Annotated in this window: 12 protein-coding genes; all 12 read left to right on the top strand. The window is 73.3% G+C overall.

Going from position 1 to position 19,790, the window contains the following annotated elements:
• Nucleotides 1–87 precede the first annotated feature (87 nt).
• The 12 genes from meaB to RQM47_RS00065 all read left to right on the top strand — a co-directional run bounded on the left by meaB (nt 88) and on the right by RQM47_RS00065 (nt 19,555).
• Nucleotides 88–1,089, top strand: coding sequence for a methylmalonyl Co-A mutase-associated GTPase MeaB (meaB, locus tag RQM47_RS00120; RefSeq protein WP_311662353.1), 1,002 nt, complete (start codon nt 88–90; stop codon nt 1,087–1,089).
• Nucleotides 1,090–1,430: 341 nt separating this feature from the next.
• A complete protein-coding gene (locus RQM47_RS00115) occupies nt 1,431–2,414 on the top strand; it encodes a LacI family DNA-binding transcriptional regulator (RefSeq protein WP_311662352.1) in 984 nt (327 codons plus the stop codon).
• Between the two features lie 86 nt (nt 2,415–2,500).
• Nucleotides 2,501–5,575 carry a TonB-dependent receptor gene (locus tag RQM47_RS00110; protein WP_311662351.1) on the top strand — a complete coding sequence of 1,025 codons (3,075 nt, stop codon included), beginning with the start codon at nt 2,501–2,503 and terminating at the stop codon, nt 5,573–5,575.
• Nucleotides 5,576–5,633: 58 nt separating this feature from the next.
• A complete protein-coding gene (locus tag RQM47_RS00105; RefSeq protein WP_314006890.1) occupies nt 5,634–7,481 on the top strand; it encodes a RagB/SusD family nutrient uptake outer membrane protein in 1,848 nt (615 codons plus the stop codon).
• 275 nt (nt 7,482–7,756) lie between these two features.
• Nucleotides 7,757–10,075, top strand: a complete 2,319-nt coding sequence (bglX, locus tag RQM47_RS00100; protein WP_314006887.1) for a beta-glucosidase BglX — start codon at nt 7,757–7,759, stop codon at nt 10,073–10,075.
• A 118-nt stretch (nt 10,076–10,193) separates the two neighbouring features.
• Nucleotides 10,194–11,717 (top strand): sulfatase, encoded by a 1,524-nt coding sequence (locus tag RQM47_RS00095; protein WP_311662348.1) that lies wholly within the window; start codon nt 10,194–10,196, stop codon nt 11,715–11,717.
• Nucleotides 11,717–12,649, top strand: a complete 933-nt coding sequence (locus RQM47_RS00090; RefSeq protein ID WP_311662347.1) for an endonuclease/exonuclease/phosphatase family protein — start codon at nt 11,717–11,719, stop codon at nt 12,647–12,649. Before RQM47_RS00095 ends, RQM47_RS00090 begins: the two co-directional genes overlap by 1 nt.
• Nucleotides 12,646–14,811, top strand: coding sequence for a glucoamylase family protein (locus RQM47_RS00085; RefSeq protein WP_311662346.1), 2,166 nt, complete (start codon nt 12,646–12,648; stop codon nt 14,809–14,811). The genes RQM47_RS00090 and RQM47_RS00085 overlap by 4 nt, the downstream gene beginning before the upstream one ends.
• A 113-nt stretch (nt 14,812–14,924) precedes the next feature.
• Nucleotides 14,925–15,950, top strand: a complete 1,026-nt coding sequence (locus RQM47_RS00080) for an extracellular solute-binding protein (RefSeq protein ID WP_311662345.1) — start codon at nt 14,925–14,927, stop codon at nt 15,948–15,950.
• A gap of 391 nt (nt 15,951–16,341) precedes the next feature.
• Nucleotides 16,342–16,710 (top strand): fluoride efflux transporter CrcB, encoded by a 369-nt coding sequence (crcB, locus tag RQM47_RS00075; protein WP_311662344.1) that lies wholly within the window; start codon nt 16,342–16,344, stop codon nt 16,708–16,710.
• Nucleotides 16,711–16,816: 106 nt separating this feature from the next.
• Nucleotides 16,817–18,253, top strand: a complete 1,437-nt coding sequence (locus RQM47_RS00070; protein ID WP_311662343.1) for an ABC transporter substrate-binding protein — start codon at nt 16,817–16,819, stop codon at nt 18,251–18,253.
• Between the two features lie 489 nt (nt 18,254–18,742).
• Entirely contained in the window at nt 18,743–19,555 is an 813-nt protein-coding gene (locus RQM47_RS00065; RefSeq protein WP_311662342.1) for an outer membrane protein assembly factor BamD, read from the top strand.
• The last annotated feature ends 235 nt before the right edge of the window (nt 19,556–19,790 follow it).

Raw genomic sequence — 19,790 nt, 5'->3', positions numbered from 1 at the left:
TGGCGCGGCGAGGGCGGGGTGGGCACTGTGCCGTCGTGCCCGCGCGATCTTCCACTCGCCCCGACACCCTCGACCGCCCCGCCCTGCGTGCCCGACGCCCCCGACCGCCCCGCCCTCGCCGACGACGTGCTCGCCGGCCGCCGCCGCGCCGTCGCCCGCGCGATCACGGCCGTTGAAACCGCCGCAGGCGACGGCGCAGCGGGCGACCTGGGCGGGGCGGACGCGCTCGTCGACGCGCTCTACCCGCACACCGGCCGCGCGTGGCGCGTCGGCGTGACCGGCCCGCCCGGCGCCGGCAAGTCGACGCTCGTGGACCGGCTCGTCGGCGCGTTCCGGGCGCGGGGGCAGACGGTCGGCGTCGTCGCCGTCGACCCGTCGAGCCCGTTCACGGGCGGGGCGCTCCTGGGCGACCGCGTGCGCATGGACCGCTGGGCCGAGGACGACGGCGTGTTCGTCCGCTCGCTGGCCGCGCGCGGCGCGCTGGGCGGGCTGAGCGAGGCGGCCGAGGCGGCCTGCGACGTGCTCGACGCGGCCGGCTACGACGTGGTCCTGGTCGAGACGGTCGGCGTGGGGCAGGGCGAGATCGACGTGGCCGAGACGACCGACACCACGCTCGTGGTCCTGGTGCCGGAGTCCGGGGACGCGGTCCAGGCGATGAAGGCCGGGCTCATGGAGGTCGCCGACGTGTTCTGCGTCAACAAGGCCGACAAGCCCGAGGCCGGGCGGCTCGTCCGCGCGCTCCGCCAGGCACTCCACCTGAGGGCCGCCGCCGCCCCGCCCGTCGTCACGGCGTCGGCTTTGAACGACGAGGGCGTGGGCGGGGTGGTCGAGGCGCTCGACGCGCACCGCGCCGGTCTCGACGCCGAGGCGACGCGCGAGGCCCGGCTGCGGCGCCGCGTCCGGCGGCTCGTCGAGGCGCAGTGGCGCCGCCAGTTCTGGGCCGGCGGGCGCGGCGCGGCCCTCGCCGACGCGGTCGCCGCGCTCGACCCGGCCGAGCGGGCGCCGCACCGGCTGGCCGCCCGCCTTCTGGCCGCCCCGCCCGCCCCGTCCGTGGAGCCAGGGCGGGGCGGGGTGGAGCGCGAGGCGTAGCCCCGGCGGCCCCGTCTGACACGAACTGGGGGATTCCGCGGCGGAGTCGCTCGGGACGAGCGCGCGAGGCTCTTCTGAAACGCTCGCGCTATCGCGGATCACACGTCGAGTCCCGACCGCCGATCCTGGCGTCGGAGAGCCGGAACGGGAGGAGTCGCCGGGCGGGGCGGGTGGAGGGGCCGGCAATTCACCAGACCACCGCCGCCTTCGCTTGACCCTGAGAGGGCAACCCCGTACACTCGCTGTAACCGATTACAGTCGGCTCCTCTACAGCGTGAGGGGCCAACGCCCTGCTTCTCAAACCCCCTGGCCACAGGCGCTCCCGGACAGTGGCCGTTACCATGCGCGAGGTAGCCCGACAGGCCGGCGTCTCCGTCGCCACCGTGTCCCGCGCGCTCAACGCGAGCGGGCCGGTCGGGGAGGAGACCCGCCGCCGGATCCTGGAGACGGCCGAGCGCCTCCGCTACGTCCCCAACCGGACGGCCCGGAACCTGAAGCGGGTTGCGACCGAGACCATCGGGGTCCTGCTCCCCGACCTCTACGGCGGCTTCTACTCCGAGGTCATCCGCGGCGCCGAGCGGGCCGCGCGGGCGGCGCGCTACCACACGCTCCTCGCGAGCGCCCACGACGGGCTGCCCGAGCTGGTCCGCGCCCTCCGCACGCTCGTCGGTCGCGTCGACGGGCTCGTTGTCATGTCGCCCGACATCGAGGCCGACGTGCTCCGCAAGAACCTCCCGCCCGGCCTGCCCGTCGTGGTTTTGGGCGGGGCGGTCGCCGGCCACGGCTCGGTCGCCATCGACAACGCGGCCGCGGCGGAGGCCGTGACGCGCCACCTCGCCGGGCTCGGGCACCGCCGGATCGCCCTCGTCTCTGGCCCCGCCCCGAACGCCGACGCCCGCGCCCGCCGTGACGGCTACCGGCGCGCGCTCGCCGAGGCGGACCTCGCGCCGGACCCCGTGCTCGAACTGGCCGGCGACTTTACCGAAGCCTCGGGCCGCGCCGCCGCCGCCTCTTTTCTGGCCCTCTCGCCCCGCCCGACGGCCCTGTTCTGCGCCAACGACGCGATGGCCGTCGGCGCCCTCCAAGCCCTCCGCGACGCCGGCCTCCGCGTGCCGGCCGACGTCGCCCTCGCGGGCTTCGACGACATCCCCCTCGCGCGCTACGTGACACCGGCCCTGACCACGGCCCACGTGCCCATCGACGAGATGGGGTCGCAGGCCATCGACGCCGTGCTCCGCGCCGTCCGCGGCGACGCGCCCGCCCCGCCCGCCGTCACCCTCCCCACCCGGCTCGTCGTGCGCGAGTCGTGCGGCGCGCGCCTCTAGTGGCCGCCCCGCCCCTCGCGCCCACTGCGGGCGCACCCTCCGCCTGAGCCCCCGGCTCCCACCCCGCCCGCCTTTCCCCGCTCCCCATGAACATGGTGACCCTGCGCCTCCGGCCGCCCGCCGCCGGACTCTCTGCCCGCCCCGTCCGGCGGCTCCTCGCGGTCCTCGCGCTCGTCCTGGGCGGGGCGGTCGCGGCCCAGGCCCAGACGGGCCAGATCGCCGGCGTGGTGACGGACTCGCTCGACGCGACGACGCTCCCGGCGGCCAGCGTCGTGGTCCTGGACGACGACGGGCAGGCGATCCCCACACTCGGCGCCAGCACCGGCGCCGTCGGCGAGTACGAGATCCGCGGCGTCCCGGCCGGTGCCTACACCGTCCGCGCCTCCTTTATCGGCTACGCCCCGCAGGAGCGGGCAGTCGTGGTCCGGGCCGGCGAGACGGCGATGGCCGACTTCGCGCTCGTCTTCGCTGATGCCTCGCTGGGCGAGCTCGTGGTCGTCGGCTACGGCGAGCAGCGCCGCCGCGACGTAACCGGCGCCGTGTCCTCGGTGTCCGGTGAGGAACTCGCCGAGCAGGCCACGCCGTCGGTCGCGCAGGCCCTCCAGGGCCGCGTCGCCGGCGTCCAGGTCACACCGTCCAGCGGCGCGCCTGGCTCGGGCGCACAGATTCGGATCCGCGGCGTGGGCACGCTCAACAACGCCAGCCCGCTCTACGTCGTCGACGGCCTGCTCCTCGACGACATCGACTTCCTCAACCCCAACGACGTCGAGTCCATCGAGGTGCTCAAGGACGCCTCTGCCACGGCCATCTACGGCTCGCGCGGCGCCAACGGCGTCATCCTTATCACGACGAAAAAAGGCGGGTTCGAGGCCGGCACGACCGTTAGCGTCGACGTCTACAACGGGGTCCAGAGCCTCCAGCGCGAGATCGCCCTCGTCAGTGGGGCGGAGTACGCCCAGCTGGCCAACGAGCTTGCGGCCAACACCGGGCTCGACCCGTTCTTTGCCGACCCCTCCGCCGTTGTGACGAGCACGGACTGGCAGGACCAGGTCTACCAGACGGCCCCCATCCGAAACCTCACCGTTTCGGCACGCGGCGGCAACGAGAACATCTCGTACTACGTCAGCGGCGACGTGATCTCGCAGGACGGGATCCTTCAGGGGTCTTCGTACCAGCGGGCGACGCTCCGCTTGAACAACGAATACCGGCTGGGCGGGGCGGCCCAGATCGGTCACAACATCAACCTCATCTACCGCGACGGCGAGCGCTCGGCTGGCGTCGTGCGGGCGGCCCTCCTCGCCGACCCCACGGTCGCGCCCATGACCGACGGCGTGTTCAACGACGCCGGCGTGCGGTCCTCGGCCGGCAACCCGGCCGCGTCCATCTTCTACAACCGGAACGACGAGGGCGGCTTCCGTCTGGCGGGCAACGTGTTCCTCGACCTCGACCTCCCGGAAGGGATTGGCTTCCGGTCCAACTTCGCCGTCGACCTCGACGACGCCGAGTACAAAAACTTCGTCCCCGTCTTCCTCGTCTCGCCGACGCAGCAGAACGAGACCAGCCGGCTCCTGGTCGAGCAGGGAAACACGGACACGTGGCTGTGGGAGAACACGCTGACGTACGACCTCCTCACGCCCGACGACCGACACCGGCTGGACGTGCTGGGTGGGTTCACGCTCCAGTCGTACTACACCGAGGAGATCCGGGGTCGGCGGCAGAACCTGATCGGCGAGGATCCCTCGTTCTGGTACCTCCGGGCGGGCGAGGAGGACGGGCAGACGGTCGAGGACGAGGCCTCGAGCTGGACGATGCAGTCCTACCTCGCCCGGGCCAACTACTCGTTCCTCGACCGCTACCTCGCCACCGTTTCGGTCCGTGTCGATGGGTCGTCGCGGTTCGGTGAGAACAACCGCTACGGCACGTTCCCGTCGATCGGACTGGGATGGAACGTGGCAGACGAGCCGTTCATGGACGGCGTCCCCTACGTCTCGGCCTTCAAGCTCCGCGGGAGCTACGGCCGGATCGGCAACGACAAGATCGACCCGTACGCCTCGCTCGCGCTCGTCGACAACAACCTCAACGCTGTGTTCGGCGGCGACCCCACGCTCAACTTTGGTCAGACGCTGACGTCGCTGGCCAACCCCGACATCCAGTGGGAGAGCGTGGTCCAGACGGACGTGGGGCTCGACGCCGCGTTCTTCGACGACCGCCTTACGGCCACGTTCGACTACTACCGCCGCGACACCGAGGACATCCTCGTCCGCGTGCCGATTCCAGACTACGTCGGATCAGCTCAGAACCCGTTCGTGAACGCGGCGTCCGTTCGCAACTCGGGGTTCGAGACCAGCCTCGGCCTCAGCGGCACGGCAGGCGACTTCCTCTACGGCGTGCGGTTTAACGGATCGACGATCCACAACGAGGTGCTCGCGCTGGGCGAGGGCAACGAGGAGATTCTCGCCGGTGGGCTTGGCAACGAGGTGACGAACACCAACCGGACGATCGTTGGCGAGCCTATCGGATCGTTCTATGGCTTCCAGGTCGAAGGCGTGTTCCAGACGCAGGAGGAGATCGACAACGCACCGACGCGCGGAGGCGAGAGGCCCGGCGACCTCCGGTTTGCCGACACGAACGGAGACGGCACGGTCACGAACGACGATAAGGTCAACCTCGGGTCGCCCATCCCGGACTACACGCTCGGGTTCGGCGTCGACCTCGGGTGGAACGGGTTCGACGTGAGCGCGGCGTTCACGGGCTCGATCGGAGCCGACGTCTACAACGCCCGGACGTCGGTCCGCTTCGGGGTCGAGAACTACGAGGAGTCGTTCCTCGACCGCTGGACCGGCCCCGGCACGAGCGACACCGAGCCGCGCATCACGAACGCGGGCCACAACTTCCTGGCGTCGAGCCGCTTTGTCGAGGACGCCTCGTTCCTCAAGCTCCAGACGCTCCAGGTGGGCTACGCCATCCCCGCCCAGTACGCGAACCGCATCCGCGTTGACCGCGCACGGATCTACGTGAGCGGGACCAACCTGTTCACGCTCACCGGCTACGACGGCTACACGCCCGAAATCGGCGGCAGCAGCGTCCTCGGCCCAGGCATCGACAACGGCGTCTACCCCATCGCGCGGACCATCACGGTCGGCCTCAACCTCTCCTTCTAGTCTGCCTGGGCGGGGCGGCGACCACCCCGCCCGCGCTCCTGACAGGACCCCCTTTGTTATGACCTTCCGATCCTTCCCCCTCGCGCGCCCAGCGACCCTCGTCGCCCTGCTGGCGACGGCCGGTCTCCAGGGCGGGTGCGACTCGTTCCTCGAGCCCGAGCCCCGCGGTGAGCTCACGACCGACAACTTTTTCGAGACCGAGGCCCACGCGGTCCAGGCCACGAACGCGACGTACAGCTACCTCCGCAACTGGAACGTCCACGTGTTCGGGTGGATCGGCATGACGGACATCGCCTCGGACCAGTCGGTGAAGGGGAGCACGCCGGCCGACGGGAGCTTCCTCCTGGACCTCGACAACCTCACGTTCGACCCGGGCAACAACGCCTTTAGCGGCACCTGGGCCGGGTACTACCGCGGCATCTTCCGCGCGAACGTGGCCCTGGAGGGGATCCCGCGCGTGCCCCAGATGGACGAGGCGCTCCGCGCGCGGCTGATCGGGGAGAACCAGTTTCTCCGGGCGTACTACTACTCGTTCCTCGTCCGCGCCTACGGCGGCGTTCCCCTCGTCACTGAGCCCCTGGAGCCGGACGAGCTGGAGCAGCCGCGCGCGTCGCGCGAGGAGACCTACGCGCTCATCGAGTCCGACCTGCGCGCGGCGATCGAGGCGCTACCGGAGGAGAGCGCGTACGGCGCCGCCGACGCCGGCCGGGCGACGAAGGGCGCTGCGAGGTCGCTGCTCGCAAAGGCTCACCTGTACCAGGAGGAGTACGAGGAGGCGTACCAGCAGGCGACGGCCGTGATCAACTCGGGCGAGTACGCGCTGTACCCGGACTACGCCGAGCTCTTCTCGTACGCGGGTGAGAACTCGTCGGAGTCTGTGTTCGAGGTGCAGACGGTGTCGACGGCCGAGAACAACGCAGGCTCGCAGTACTCCCAGGTCCAGGGCGCGCGCGGCAACCTCAACCTGGGCTGGGGCTTCAACCAGCCGTCGGACCAGCTCGAAGAGGACTTCGAGCCGGGCGACCCGCGCCGCGAGGCCACGATCCTCTACCCCTGGGAGCAGATCCCCGACGGGTCGGGCCGGGTGCCCTACCTCAACCCGCAGATCCAGAATCAGCGCTTTAACCAGAAGGCGTTCGAGTCGCCGGACCGGGCGGGCAACCAGGGCAACAGCGGCGTCAACATCCGCCGCATCCGCTACGCCGACGTGCTTCTGGTCGCCGCCGAGGCCGCCGCGCGGACGGGGCGGGACGCCGAGGCGCAGCGCTACCTCAACGAGGTGCGCGCGCGGGCGCGCGGCGAGATGACGGCAACGCTCGGGCTCCAAGTCGAGGCGCTCGCCCCCAGCATCGCCCAAGTCTTGAACCTGGGAGGCGTCGACAGCCGCGTGTTCGCCCGCCGAGTGGAGGGCGCCGCCGCCGAGGCGGGCCTCGTGCCCCTCGACGCCGGGCTCGACACGGAGGTAGAGCCGGCCCCCATCGTCGTGCGCAGCATCGACCTGGTCACGTCGGTGGACGGCGCGGCGGTTCAGAGCCTGGCCGACTACGAGGCCGCGATGGCATCCGTCACGCCCGGGCAAACCGTCTCGGTCGGCGTGGTCCGCCTCCGCCAGGCGGACGCCGGCGCGGCCCCGACGCGCGAGGACCTCACGCTCTCCGTCACGGCCGAGGCCCTGCTCCCCGACGTCACCGCCTCCGGCGATGCCCTCGTGCAGGCCATCTGGCGCGAGCGCGGCAGCGAGCTCGCGATGGAGCAGCACCGCTGGTTCGACATCATCCGCCAGGGCCGCGCGCCCGAGCTGATGGCCGCCGCCGGCAAGACGTTCATCGTCGGCAAGCACGAGCTGTACCCGATCCCGCAGGCCGAGGTCGAGAGCTTCGGGCTCCAGCAGAACCCGGGCTACTAGACGCCGCCCCGCCCGCTCTCGACCGGCCACCCCGCCCCGCCCGCGTGTGGGGGCGGGGTGGTTCGGGTGGCACCCGCCCCGCCCGTAGCGCCGCCCGCGTGGGCGGCCACCCCGCGCTCCTCCTTTCGCCGCCCCGCGCGTGGGCGGGGCGGTCTGGGGCACCCGCCCCGCCCGAGACATCGCCCTGCCCACGTGGGCGACCCGTCAGCGGGCGACCGCCGGCCGCCCCTACGGCCACCCCGCCCCGCCCTCTTTTCAGGCTTCCCATTCTGACTGTGCGTTCTGCCCTCCTTACCGCCCTCCTCCTCGTCGCCACGGCCGCTCAGGCGCAACGGCCGCCCGTGTTCGAGCGGGGCGGCTACGACGCCGCCGCCGAGGCCGCGTTCGTCGACAGCCTGCTCGCGCAGATGACGGTCGAAGAAAAGCTCGGCCAGCTCACGCAGTACACGGGCCAGTGGGCCGTGACCGGACCGGCCGTGACGCAGGGCGGGGAGGAGGACATCCGGGCGGGGCGCGTCGGCTCGTTCCTCAACGTGTACGGGGCCGAGTACACGCGCCGCGCGCAGACGGTGGCCGTCGAGGAGAGCCGGCTGGGCATCCCGCTGATCTTCGGGTACGACGTGGTCCACGGGTTCCGGACGATCTTCCCCGTCCCGCTCGCCGAGGCGGCGTCGTGGAACCTGGACGCCATCGAGCACGCGGCGCGCGTGGCGGCGCGCGAGGCGGCGGCCGTCGGGCTCCACTGGACGTTCGCGCCGATGGTCGACGTGGCCCGCGACGCGCGGTGGGGGCGCATCGTCGAGGGCGCCGGCGAGGACCCGTTCCTGGGCAGCCGCGTGGCCGAGGCCCGCGTCGTCGGGTTCCAGGGCCGGTCCCTCACCGGCCTCGCGGCCGACACGACGGTCGTGGCGACGGCCAAGCACCTGGCCGGCTACGGGTTCGCCGAGGGCGGCCGCGACTACAACACGGCGGACGTGTCGGAGCGGACGCTCCACGAGACGATCCTCCCGCCGTTCCGCGCGTCGGTCGACGCCGGCGTGCAGACGCTGATGTCGGCGTTCAACGAGATCGGCGGCGTCCCGGCGACGGCCGACGAGGACCTCTTTACAGACGTGCTCCGGGACGACTGGGGCTTCGACGGGTTCGTCGTCGCCGACTACACGGCGGTCCGCGAGCTGATCAACCACGGGATCGCCGCGAACGACGCCGAGGCCGGAGTCCAAGCACTCCGCGCCGGCGTCGACATGAGCATGGTCGACGGGATCTACGTCGAGGACCTCCCCGCCCTCGTCGAGAGCGGGGCGCTGTCGATGGACGTGGTCGACGAGGCCGTCCGCCGCGTGCTCCGCGTCAAGCGCCGGGCGGGGCTCTTCGAGGACCCGTACCGCTACGGGAGCGAGGCGCTCGAAGCGTCGGTGCTCCTCGCGCCCGAGCACCGGGCGGCGGCGCGCGACCTCGCGCGGCAGTCGATCGTGCTCCTCAAAAACGAGCCCGGGCGGGGTGGGCAGACGGCCCTCCCGCTCCAGCGCGGGCTGGGCTCGGTCGCCGTGATCGGCGCGCTCGCCGCCGACTCCATCTCGGCGCTGGGCTCGTGGGCCGGGGCGGGGCGGCGCGAGGACGCGACGCCCATCCTCCCCGCCCTCCGCGACGCCATGCCGGGCACGGACGTCCGCTACGCGCCGGGCTACCCCGCCCCGCCCCGCGACGGGTTCCTGCCCATCGTCGACGCGCTCCTCAGCGACGACACTGCGGGACACGCCGAGGCCGTGGCGCTCGCGGGCGGGGCGGACGCCGTGGTCCTGGTCCTGGGCGAGCACCGCGAGCTGACGGGCGAGGCCGCGAGCCGCGCGTCGGTCGACCTGCCGGGCGCGCAGCTCGAGCTGGCGCGGCGCGTGATCGCGGCGGCCGGCGACAAGCCCGTCGTCGTCGTCCTCACGAACGGCCGGCCGCTCGCGCTCGGCGCCCTCGACGCGGTCGCCCCGACGATCCTGGAGGCGTGGCACCTGGGGACCGAGATGGGACCGGCCGTCGCCGACGTGCTCCTGGGCGACCACAGCCCGGGCGGCAAGCTGCCCGTCTCGTTCCCCTACGTGACCGGCCAGGAGCCGCTCTACTACAACCGCAAGCGGACCGGCCGCCCCGCCGACGTGCCGGGCGCGAGCGAGAAGTACGTCTCGCGCTACCTCGACGTGCCCGTCGAGCCGCTCTACCCGTTCGGGCACGGCCTCAGCTACACGACCTTCGAGACCACCCCGCCCGTCCTCAGCGCGGACCGCCTCGCGATGGGCGGGGCGGTCGACGTGACGGTCGAGGTCACGAACACGGGTGACCGGGCCGGCGCCGAAGTCGTCCAGCTCTACGTCCGCGACGAGGTGGCGAGCGTGACGCGGCCGCTCCGCGAGCTGAAGGGGTTCGAGCGCGTCGAGTTGGCGCCGGGCCAGACGCAGCGGGTCGCGTTCACGCTCACGCCGGACGACCTCCAGTTCTGGGGCGAGGGCGGGGCGTGGACCGTCGAGCCCGGGTGGTTCACGGTCTACGTCGGCGGCTCGTCGGCCGCGACCGAGTCGGCCCGCTTCGAGCTGGTCGCCGAGTAGGCCGCCCCGCCCACGCCCGCCACGAGTTCTGTTGTGACCACCCCGCCCGCGTCGGTCCACCACCCCTAGCCCCTCCTGTCCAGGAGGGGGACTTTGCACAAGACGTCCCGCTCGATCCATGCGCTTCCGCCCCGCCCTCGCGCTTTTCGTCGCCCTCGTCCTGTCGCTCGTCGCGGGCGGGGCGGTGCGCGCGCAGAGCGCTCCGCGCAACGTGGTCATCATCCTGTCCGACGACCACCGCTACGACTTTATGGGGTTCATGCCCCAGGCCCCGGACTTTCTGCGGACCCCGAACATGGACCGCATGGCGGCCGGCGGCGCGCACGTCGCCAACGCGTTCGTCACGACCTCGCTGTGCTCGCCGAGCCGGGCGTCGATCCTGACGGGCCAGTACGCCCACAACCACGGCGTCGTCGACAACACGAGCCCGATCCCCGAGGGCACGCGGTTTTTCCCCCAGGACCTCCAGGCCGCCGGCTACCAGACGGCGCTCATCGGCAAGTGGCACATGGGGGAAGACGACGACCAGCCCCGGCCCGGGTTCGACCGCTGGGTCTCGTTCCGCGGGCAGGGCGTCTACGTCGACCCCGTCCTCAACGTCGATGGCGAGCGCGTCGAGCGCGAGGGGTACACGACGGACCTCCTCACGGACTACGCCCTCGACTTCCTGAAGGAGCAGAGCGGCGACCGCCCGTTCTTCCTGGAGCTCTCCCACAAGGCCGTCCACGCCGAGTTCATCCCGGCCCCGCGCCACGCCGGCGCCTACGCCGCCGACGCGATCCCGTACGCGCCGTCGATGTGGCTGACCGAGGCGAACTACGCCGGCAAGCCGCGGTGGGTGCGCGAGCAGCGCGGCTCGTGGCACGGCGTCGACTTCGCGTACCACGGCGACCTCGGCCCGGGCATGACCGGGTTCGACAATTTCTACCGCCGCTACGCCGAGACGGTCCTGGCCGTCGACCAGTCGGTCGGCCGCGTCCTCGACTACCTCGAGGAGAGCGGGCTGGCCGAGAACACGCTGGTCCTCTACCTCGGCGACAACGGGTTCCTGCTCGGTGAGCACGGGCTGATCGACAAGCGGAACGCCTACGAGGAGTCGATCCGGATCCCCTTCCTGGCGTGGTCGCCTGGGTTCGTGCCAGCCGGGAGCCGCGTCGACGGCCTCGTCCGCAACCTGGACATCGCCCCGACGCTCCTGGAGATGACGCGCACGACCTCGCCCATCGACATGGACGGGACGTCGTTCCTCGGCCTGCTCGCGAACGCCGAGAGCGGGGCGGCCACCCCGCCCGACGCCGCCCCGCTCCCGACTGACCCGCTCCAGGCGGCGGGCGACCCGGGCCGCGAGTTCCTCTACGAGTACTACTGGGAGTACGCGTTCCCCCACACGCCGACCACGTTCGCGCTCCGCGGCGACCGCTACAAGTACATCACCTACCACGGCGTCTGGGACACGTCCGAGTTGTACGACCTCCAGGCCGACCCGCGCGAGCAGGTCAACCTCATCAACGTCCCGACGCTGAAGCCCATCGCCGACGCCATGCGTCGGCGCCTGTTCGACCGCCTCGAGGCCGACGACGCGATGCGCGTGCCGATGCGGCGCGGGAACTGGCAGGCCGCCGAGCGCCTGCTCTACGACTGATGCCCGCCGCCCCGCCCCAACAGTCGCCGCGCCGGTGGGGGAGAGGGCGGGGCGGTCCGCGCGCCCTGGACGGCGCCACCACCCCGCCCCGCTCCACCCGTTCTCTGCGCCTGTGGGCGGGGTGGACGCTCGCGGCCCTGTGCCTGCTGGCGACGCTCGCCCCGCTCCGCGCCGAGGCCCAGGCGCCGGACACGCTCGTCGTCGTCACCCTCAACATCTGGCACGACCAGGGCGACTGGCCGGCGCGGCTGGACCTGATCGAGCGCGACCTGCGGGCGCTCCGGCCGGACGTGGTCTTTCTCCAGGAGGTCCTGCAAAAGGAGGGGCTCCCCAACCAGGCCCGGACGATTGCCGACCGGCTGGGCTTCGCCCACGTCCACTTTGTCTCGGTCGACTCGGCCGGCGCGCCGAAGCGGTACGGCAACGCCATCCTCTCGGCCCACCCGTTCGCCGAGACCGCCGAGCGCCGGCTCCCCCCGCTCGACGCCTTCCGCACGGCCGCCTACGCCCAGATCGAGGTCGGCGGGCGGCCCGTCCGCCTCTACACGACGCACCTCCACCACCCGGCCACGCCTGAGGGGCGGGGCGTGCGCGCGATGGAGATCGCCCACCTCCTCGACTTCGTCGCGTCGACCGGCGGCGACGCCCCGCTCGTGCTCGGGGGCGACTTCAACGCCGAGCCGTCGTGGCCCGAGATGCGGATGCTCGGCGGGCTCCGCGACCTGGGCGGGGCGGGCATCACCTGGGGGCCGCCGTACGCCGGCGCCGCCGGCCGCCGCATCGACTACCTGTTCGACGCCGCCGACGCGCGGCTCGTCCCCGTCGCCGCCGGCGTCGCCCTCGACCGCCCCGCCCGCGACGGTGACGGGGCGGGGGCGGGGCGGTACCCGAGCGACCACTTCGCCGTCTTCGCCCGCTTCCTCCTCCCGTGAGCCACCCCGCCCGCCCGTTCGCCCTCCTGCTCGCCGTTCTGGCCGCCGCCGCGTGCGCGCCGCCGGCGGCCGTGGCCCCCGAGTCTGCCCCGCCCGCCGTGGGCGGGGTGGAGGTCGCGCTCACGGCCGACGACGAGGTGTTTCTCGACACGCTCCAGGCCCGCACGTTCCGCTGGTTCTGGGAGTCGACGGACCCCGAGACCGGGCTCGTCCCGGACCGCGCGCCGACGCGGGCGTTTTCGAGCATCGCGGCCATCGGCTACGGGCTCCCGGCCTACGGGATCGGCGCCGAGCGCGGCTACGTCACGCGCGGCGAGGCCGCCGAGCGGACGCTGAACACGCTCCGGTTCCTCTACACGCGGCCCCAGGGGACGGAGCAGGTGGGGACGGCCGGGCACCGCGGCTACTTCTACCACTTCCTCGAATACGACGGCGGCACGCGGTTCGGCAACACCGAGCTCTCGACCATCGACACGGCGCTCCTCATGGGCGGCGTCCTGTTCTCGCGCGAGTACTTCGACGGGGGCGGGGCGGACGAGGTGGCGATCCGGGCCTACGCCGACTCGCTCTACCAGCGCGTCGACTGGCCGTGGCACCGGCGCGCGGGCGAGACGCGGCTGACGATGGGGTGGTACCCCGAGGTCGGCTACGGCCCGGCCGTCTGGCAGGGCTACAACGAGGGCATGATCCTCTACCTCCTCGGGCTGGGCTCGCCCACGCACGCCCTCGACGAAGACGTCTGGCCCGCGTGGACCTCGACCTACGAGTGGGAGGACTTCTACGGCTACGAGCACGTCAACTTTACGCCGCTCTTCGGCCACCAGTACAGCCACCTTTTCGTCGACTTCCGGGACATCCAGGACGAGTGGATGCGCGGCAAGTCGGCCGAGCTGGGCGAGCCGTACGACTACTTCGAGAACAGCCGCCGCGGCACGCTCTCGCAGCGGGCCTACGCCCAGGACAACCCGCAGTCGTGGACCGGCTACGGCGGCGACGTCTGGGGGCTGACCGCGAGCGACGGGCCGTCGAACGAGGCCCACGAGTTTCGCGGCGAGCGCCGCCAGTTCCACACCTACTGGGCGCGCGGCGCGAGCGCCGACCACGTCAACGACGACGGGACGATCGCGCCGACGGCCGCGGGCGGGTCGCTCCCGTTCGCGCCCCGCGAGACGCTCGCGGCGCTGAAGGAGATGGCCCGGCGCTACCCGGGCACGCTCTGGACCGACGACTACGGGTTCCGCGACGCGTTCAACCCGTCGTTCACCTTCCGCGACGCCCGCATCAAGCAGAACTCCGAGGTGACGGACGAGGGCTGGTTCGACCACGACTACTTGGGCATCGACCAGGGGCCGATCCTGATCATGGCCGAGAACCTCCGCACCGGGCTCGTCTGGGAGACCATGAAGCGGAGCCCGTACCTCGTGCGCGGGCTGGAGCGGGCCGGGTTCCGGGGCGGCTGGCTCGACGGCGCCCGCCCCGCGCAGGCCGCCCCGCTCGACCTGCCGCCGGCCGCCGACGCGGGCGGGGCGGCGGAGGACGCCCTGCTCGTCGTGGTCCTGGGCTCGTCGACGGCCGAGGGCACGGGACCGGAGCACGCGGACAGCACCTGGGTCAACCGGCTCCGCGTGTACCTGGACGACGTGGACCCGCGGTTCGAGATCCTCAACCTCGCGCGCGGCGGCTACACGACGTACCACGTGCTCCCCGAAGGCTCGACGGTCCCGGCCGATCTCAACGGTGCGCCCGACCCGCTCCGCAACATCGACGCCGCCCTCGCCCGCGACCCCGACGCCGTCATCATCGGGCTGACGTCGAACGACGCGGCGCGCGGCTACGGCGAGGCGACGCAGGAGGCGAACTTCGAGGCCGTCGCCGCGCGGGCCGCCGCCGCCGGCGTCCCGCTCTACGTCACGACCACGGCCCCGCGCAACCTCGACGCCGCCGGGCGCCGGAGCCAGGCCGCCGTCCGCGACTGGATCCTCCAGCGCTTCGGCGACCGCGCCGTCGACGTGTGGACGGGCGTCGCGCTCCCGGACGGCCGCCTCGACCCGCGCTGGGACGCCGGCGACGGCATCCACCAGAACGACGCGGGCCACCGGCTGATCTTCGAGCGCGTGCGCGACGCGGGCCTCGCCGAGGAGGTCCTGAGCGGGGCGGAGTAGGGGCGGGGCGGTCCCTCCTGAGGAACGCGGGGCGGGCGGGGCGGTCTGCTGCACCGCCCCGCCCTCGGAGCCTGCCCGCTCTGGTCGGCCTCCCCTCTCGCTCCACCCCGCCCATGCGCCCCGTCCTCTTCTGCCTCGCCGCCGTTCTCGGCCTCGCCGCGTGCGGCGACGACCGTACGCCGCTCCTCGTCTACTCGCCCCACGGCAAGGAAATGCTCCGGGCCTACGAGGAGGCGTTCGAGGCCGAGCGCCCGGACGTCGACGTGCAGTGGATCGACCTGGGCAGCCAGGAGGCGTACGACCGGGTCCGCGTGGAGCAACAGAACCCGCAGGCCAGCGTGTGGTGGGGGGCGCCGCAGACGCTGTTCGCGCAGGCGGCCGACGAGGGCCTCCTCCAGCCGTTCGAGCCGTCGTGGGCCGCGGCGGTCCCCGCCGACGCGAAGGACGCGGGGGGCCGGTGGTACGGGACGTACCTCACGCCCGAGGGCGTCCTCTACAACACGGCCGCCGTCGACTCGGCCGCCGTGCCGGCGACCTGGGACGACCTGCTCGACCCGCAGTGGCGCGACCGGCTCCTCATCCGCTCCCCGCTCGCGTCGGGCACCATGCGAACGATCTGGGCGGCCATGATTCTCCGCCAGCCGACCGTCGAGGACGGCTACCGCTGGCTGGCGCGGCTCGACCAGAACACGAAGGGCTACGCCGCCGACCCGACGCAGCTCTACCTCCGCATCGCCCGCGGCGAGGCCGACCTCACGCTCTGGAACCTCCCCGACACCTACCTCCAGGCCCAGAGCTACCCGTTCGCGTTCTCGGCCCCGGCGCCCGCCGTGCCCGTCCTGGTCGACGGCGTCGCGATCCCCAAGGGCGCCCCGCAGCCCGACCTCGCCCGCGAGTTCGTCGAGTTCGTGACGACGCCGGACGCCCTCGTCCGCCAGGCGCAGGAGTTCGGCCGCATCCCCGCTCGCACCGACATCGCTCAGGACCGCCTCCCCGCCTGGATGGCCGCCCAGATCTACACGCCGATGGACCTCGACTGGGAGCGGATCGCGGCGGAGGGGGCGGGGTGGATGCAGGTCTGGGACGAGCGCATCAAGGGCCGCGGCGCGGAGTACCTCGCAGAAACGGGCGGGGCGTGAGGGACGGGAAAAGGGAAAAGGGAAAAGGGAAAAGGGAAAAGGGAAAAGGGAAAAGGGAAAAGGGAAAAGGGAAAAGGGAAAAGGCGTGCGCGGGCGGGGTGGTGCCCGCTTTTGTTCCGCCCCGCCCCGTGTAGGCACGGGCGGGGCGGTGATTAAGCGAGGCCGCCGTTAACCGGAGGCGACGGCAGTCCCCCTCCTGGACACCGCGCAGCGTCGGCGCAGCCAAGAGGGGCTAGGGGTGGTTGTGACGAGGGCGGGGCGGTCAGAGAAAGGCACCGCCCCGCCCGACGCCGCCCCGCCCAGCCCACGTTGCGGGCGGGGTGGCGGATCTTCTGCCCGCTGCCCGCCGCGGCTGTACGTTCCCCCGACGCCGCTCCGCCCCCGCCTCTCCATGCGCTTGCTGTTCGTTGCCCTGGGCGGGGCGGTCGGCGCCGTCGCGCGCTACGGCGTCGGGGTGGCCGCCGTGCGGCTGGCCGGGGCCGGGGTGCCGGCGGGGACGTGGGCCGTCAACGCGCTCGGGTGCCTCGCGATCGGGCTCGCCGTCCCGCTGGTGACCGACGACCGCGCCCGGCTCGCGCTCGTGGTCGGCGTGCTGGGGTCGTTCACGACGTTCTCGACCTACAGCGCCGACACGGTCCTGCTGTGGGAGGCCGGGCGGCGCGGCCTCGCCGTAGCCAACGCGGCGGGGAGCGTGGTCGTCGGCGTCGGCTTCGTGGCGCTCGGGCTGGCGCTGGGGCGCGCGTGGGGCGGGGCGGGGTAGGGCGGCGGCCGCCCCGCCCGCGCATCACCGCCGTGTTCACCGGGGCGCCTTGCGCTGCCGGGGTCGGAGGGCCAACTTGCCGGTCCCCCGGTTGCTCCCCCGCCCCATGCCCACTGCGCCGCCCGCCCGGCTCCGCCCCGCCCTCGCCGTCCTCGTTGCCCTGATGGCGCTCGCCGGCCGCCCCGCGGCCCAGCCGGCCGTGCCCGACCGCGTGCCGGCGTCGGACGCCGCCTTCGAGGAGGGTCTGGCGGCGTACCAGGCCGGCGACTACGCGGCGGCCGAGCGCCTGTTCACGCGCGCGGCGACCGAATACGGCTACACCGAGCGCACGACGGCGGCGACGCTTATGGCCGCCAAGGCGGCCTACGCCGCCGGCGACCCCGAGCGCGCCGCCTCGGCGGCCACGCGGCTCGTGTCCCGCTACCCCGCCAGCCGGTACGCCGCCGACGCCCGCGCGCTCCTCCCGCGCGTCGCGGAGTCCGCGCAGGGCCAGGTGTTCGACCTGGGCATCGTGCTCCCCGTGGGCGGCGAGCGGGGGTACCTCGGGCAGGCCCTGTTCAACGGGGTCCGCATCGCGGTCGACGAGCACAACGCGCGCGTCGCCGGGGGCGGGGCGGGGCGCCGCGTGCGGATGGTGTTCCGCGACTCCGAGGGGACGGGTCCGGGCGCGGCCGAGGCCGTCGCCGCCGTCGTCGCCGCGGGCGCCGACGCCGTCGTGGGGCCGCTGTTCAGCGACGAGGCCGAGCCGGCCGGGGCCGCTGCCGAGGCCGCCGACGTGACGCTCCTCGCCCCGCTCGCGACCGACCAGGCCGTCAGCCAGGGCCGGCAGTTCGTGTTCCAGGCCAACCCGACGTTCCCGGCCCGGGGCCGCGCGATGGCCCGCTACGCCGTCGGGCGGCTCGGGCTGGGCCGTCTGGGCACGGCGTCGCGGTCGGGCGCGCTGAGCGCCGACATGGCCGGCGCGTTCGCGACTGAGGTTCGCCGTCTCGGGGCGTCGGTCGCGTTCGAGGAGGGGCTCGAGAATGCCAGCGCGTGGGAGGACCTCGACCGCGAGATCGGCGAGGCCGCGCTCCGCTCGGTCCAGGCCATCTACCTCCCCGTCACCGGCGGCGACGCGCCGCGCTACGCCTCCGACGCCCTCCGCGCGCTCGACGCGCTGGGCTCGCTCGGGCGGACGCCCCGCCCGCTCGGGAACACGGAGTGGGAGGGGCTCGCGCCGAGCGCGGCCGACCGGGCCACGCGGCTCGGGGCCGTCTTTACGCAGGACTTTTTCGTCGCCCCGGGCGCGACCGACGCGTTCGGCGCCCGCTACCGGGCGCTTGCGGGCATCCCCGTCGACCGCCTCGCGCTCATCGGCTACGACCTCACGCGGTTCCTCCTCGCTCAGGTCGGCGGGGGCGGGGAAGGCTCGCTCGCCGACCGCGTCCGCGCGGCGCCCCGGTTCGACGGCGTGGCCCACCGCTTCGCGTTCGACGGCGGCCAGGTGAACGAGGCGCTCTTCATCCTGGGCTACCGCGACGGCCGCTCCGTGCTGCTGGAGTAGGAGGGAAAAGGGAAAAGGCATGCGCGGGCGGGGTGGTGCCCGTTTTTGTTCCGCCCCGCCCCGTGTAGGCACGGGCGGGGTGGTGAAAGCTGAGGCCAACGTCAACTGGAGGCGGCGGCAGTCCCCCTCCTGGCCACCGCGCAGCGTCGGCGCAGCCAAGAGGGGCTAGGGGTGGTGGACGACGTGGGCGGGGCGGCCTGGAAAGGCACCGCCCCGCCCGTTACGCCCGCCCACGGTCGACCGCCGGTCGCCCCTACGGCCGCCGCCCCGCCGGACACCGCGGCCCGACGGCGTTGCATGCAACGCCGCTACGGCGGTCGCCCCGCCCGTATCGTGGGCGGGGTGGGGCACCTCCGCTGCCCGCTGCCCGCCTCCGTCTTCGCCCCTTCTCGTCGGCCGGGCGGGGCGGGGCGGGGTACCCTGGGAGGCCCCTTGCAATAAGCCAAAACGGGCCTCGTTCGTCCCCGCATCGCGCTCCGCCCCCCGCCCATGCCCGTTCGTCTTGGACTCCTCGCCCTCGTCGCGGCCCTCGTCGCCGGGTGTGGCGGCGGCCCCCGGACCTTCGCCTCGGCCCAGGAGGCGTACGAGCAGGGCGTCGAGGCGTTCAAGGCCGAGAAGTACGGGCGCGCCATCGAGTCCTTCCGCGCCACGCTCGACTTTGGGCGGACGAGCGACATCGCGGACGACGCGCAGATCCTGCTTGCCCGGTCCTACGCCGGCGACGGCCAGTACCTCCTGGCCGGCACAGAGTTTACGCGGTTTATCGAGTTCTACCGCGCCGACCCGCGCGTCGAGGAGGCCGCGTTCGAGCGCATCCAAGCCTACGCCGCGCTCAGCCCGCGCTTCGAGCTCGACCAGACCGACACGCGGCAGGCGCTGACCTACATCGCCCTCTTCCTCCAGCAGTACCCCACGGGCGAGTACGCCGTGGCGGCGTCGGAGCTGGCCGACGAGCTCCGCGAGAAGCTGGCCCGGAAGCAGTTCGAGTCCGGCCGGCTCTACGAGCGCCGCGAGCTCTACGGGGCCGCTGTGATCGCCTACCTCACCGTGCTCGACGAGTACCCGACGAGCGTCTACGCCGACGACGCCCTCCTCAGCGCGCTCCGGGCGCAGGTCGCGTTCGCCGAGGGCAGCGTCCCGGCCCGCCAGGAGGAGCGCTACCGCGAGGCGACGGATATCTACGACCAACTGACGACGCTTTTCCCCCAAAGCGAGACGCTAGGCGAGGCGCAGGCGTTCTACGACCGGGCCTACCAGGGCTGGCGGGCGGCCGGCGGCGAGCCGATCAGCACGCGGCAGTAGAGCGGGCCGCCCCGCCCGCGGGGTGGAAAACGGTGGCCGCCCCGTTCGGCCTCGACCTGCGAGGGCGGGGTGGTCGGCGTGAGCGGGACTCGGTAGGGGCGGAGGCGCGCGGCCCTCGTGCAAGGCGTGGCCGTGGGCGGGGTGGCTTGCGCCCGCCCCGCCCCGTCGGCACCTTCCGGGACTGCCCCGCCTTTGCGCGGCGCCGTGTGACCCGGCGCGCCTGGGCGGCGGCTCG

The organism is Rubrivirga sp. S365 (assembly GCF_032248475.1).
GTDB lineage: Bacteria > Bacteroidota > Rhodothermia > Rhodothermales > Rubricoccaceae > Rubrivirga > Rubrivirga litoralis.
The sequence above is the reverse complement of the archived record's forward strand: the minus strand, read 5'-3'. Positions and strand labels throughout refer to the sequence as shown.

Coding starts and splice junctions, on each gene's coding strand:
- crcB (WP_311662344.1), top strand. CDS start 16,342: ATGCGCTTGCTGTTCGTTGCCCTGGGCGGGGCGGTCGGCGCCGTCGCG.
- RQM47_RS00105 (WP_314006890.1), top strand. CDS start 5,634: ATGACCTTCCGATCCTTCCCCCTCGCGCGCCCAGCGACCCTCGTCGCC.
- RQM47_RS00110 (WP_311662351.1), top strand. CDS start 2,501: ATGAACATGGTGACCCTGCGCCTCCGGCCGCCCGCCGCCGGACTCTCT.
- RQM47_RS00070 (WP_311662343.1), top strand. CDS start 16,817: ATGCCCACTGCGCCGCCCGCCCGGCTCCGCCCCGCCCTCGCCGTCCTC.
- RQM47_RS00115 (WP_311662352.1), top strand. CDS start 1,431: ATGCGCGAGGTAGCCCGACAGGCCGGCGTCTCCGTCGCCACCGTGTCC.
- RQM47_RS00080 (WP_311662345.1), top strand. CDS start 14,925: ATGCGCCCCGTCCTCTTCTGCCTCGCCGCCGTTCTCGGCCTCGCCGCG.
- RQM47_RS00090 (WP_311662347.1), top strand. CDS start 11,717: ATGCCCGCCGCCCCGCCCCAACAGTCGCCGCGCCGGTGGGGGAGAGGG.
- RQM47_RS00095 (WP_311662348.1), top strand. CDS start 10,194: ATGCGCTTCCGCCCCGCCCTCGCGCTTTTCGTCGCCCTCGTCCTGTCG.
- RQM47_RS00065 (WP_311662342.1), top strand. CDS start 18,743: ATGCCCGTTCGTCTTGGACTCCTCGCCCTCGTCGCGGCCCTCGTCGCC.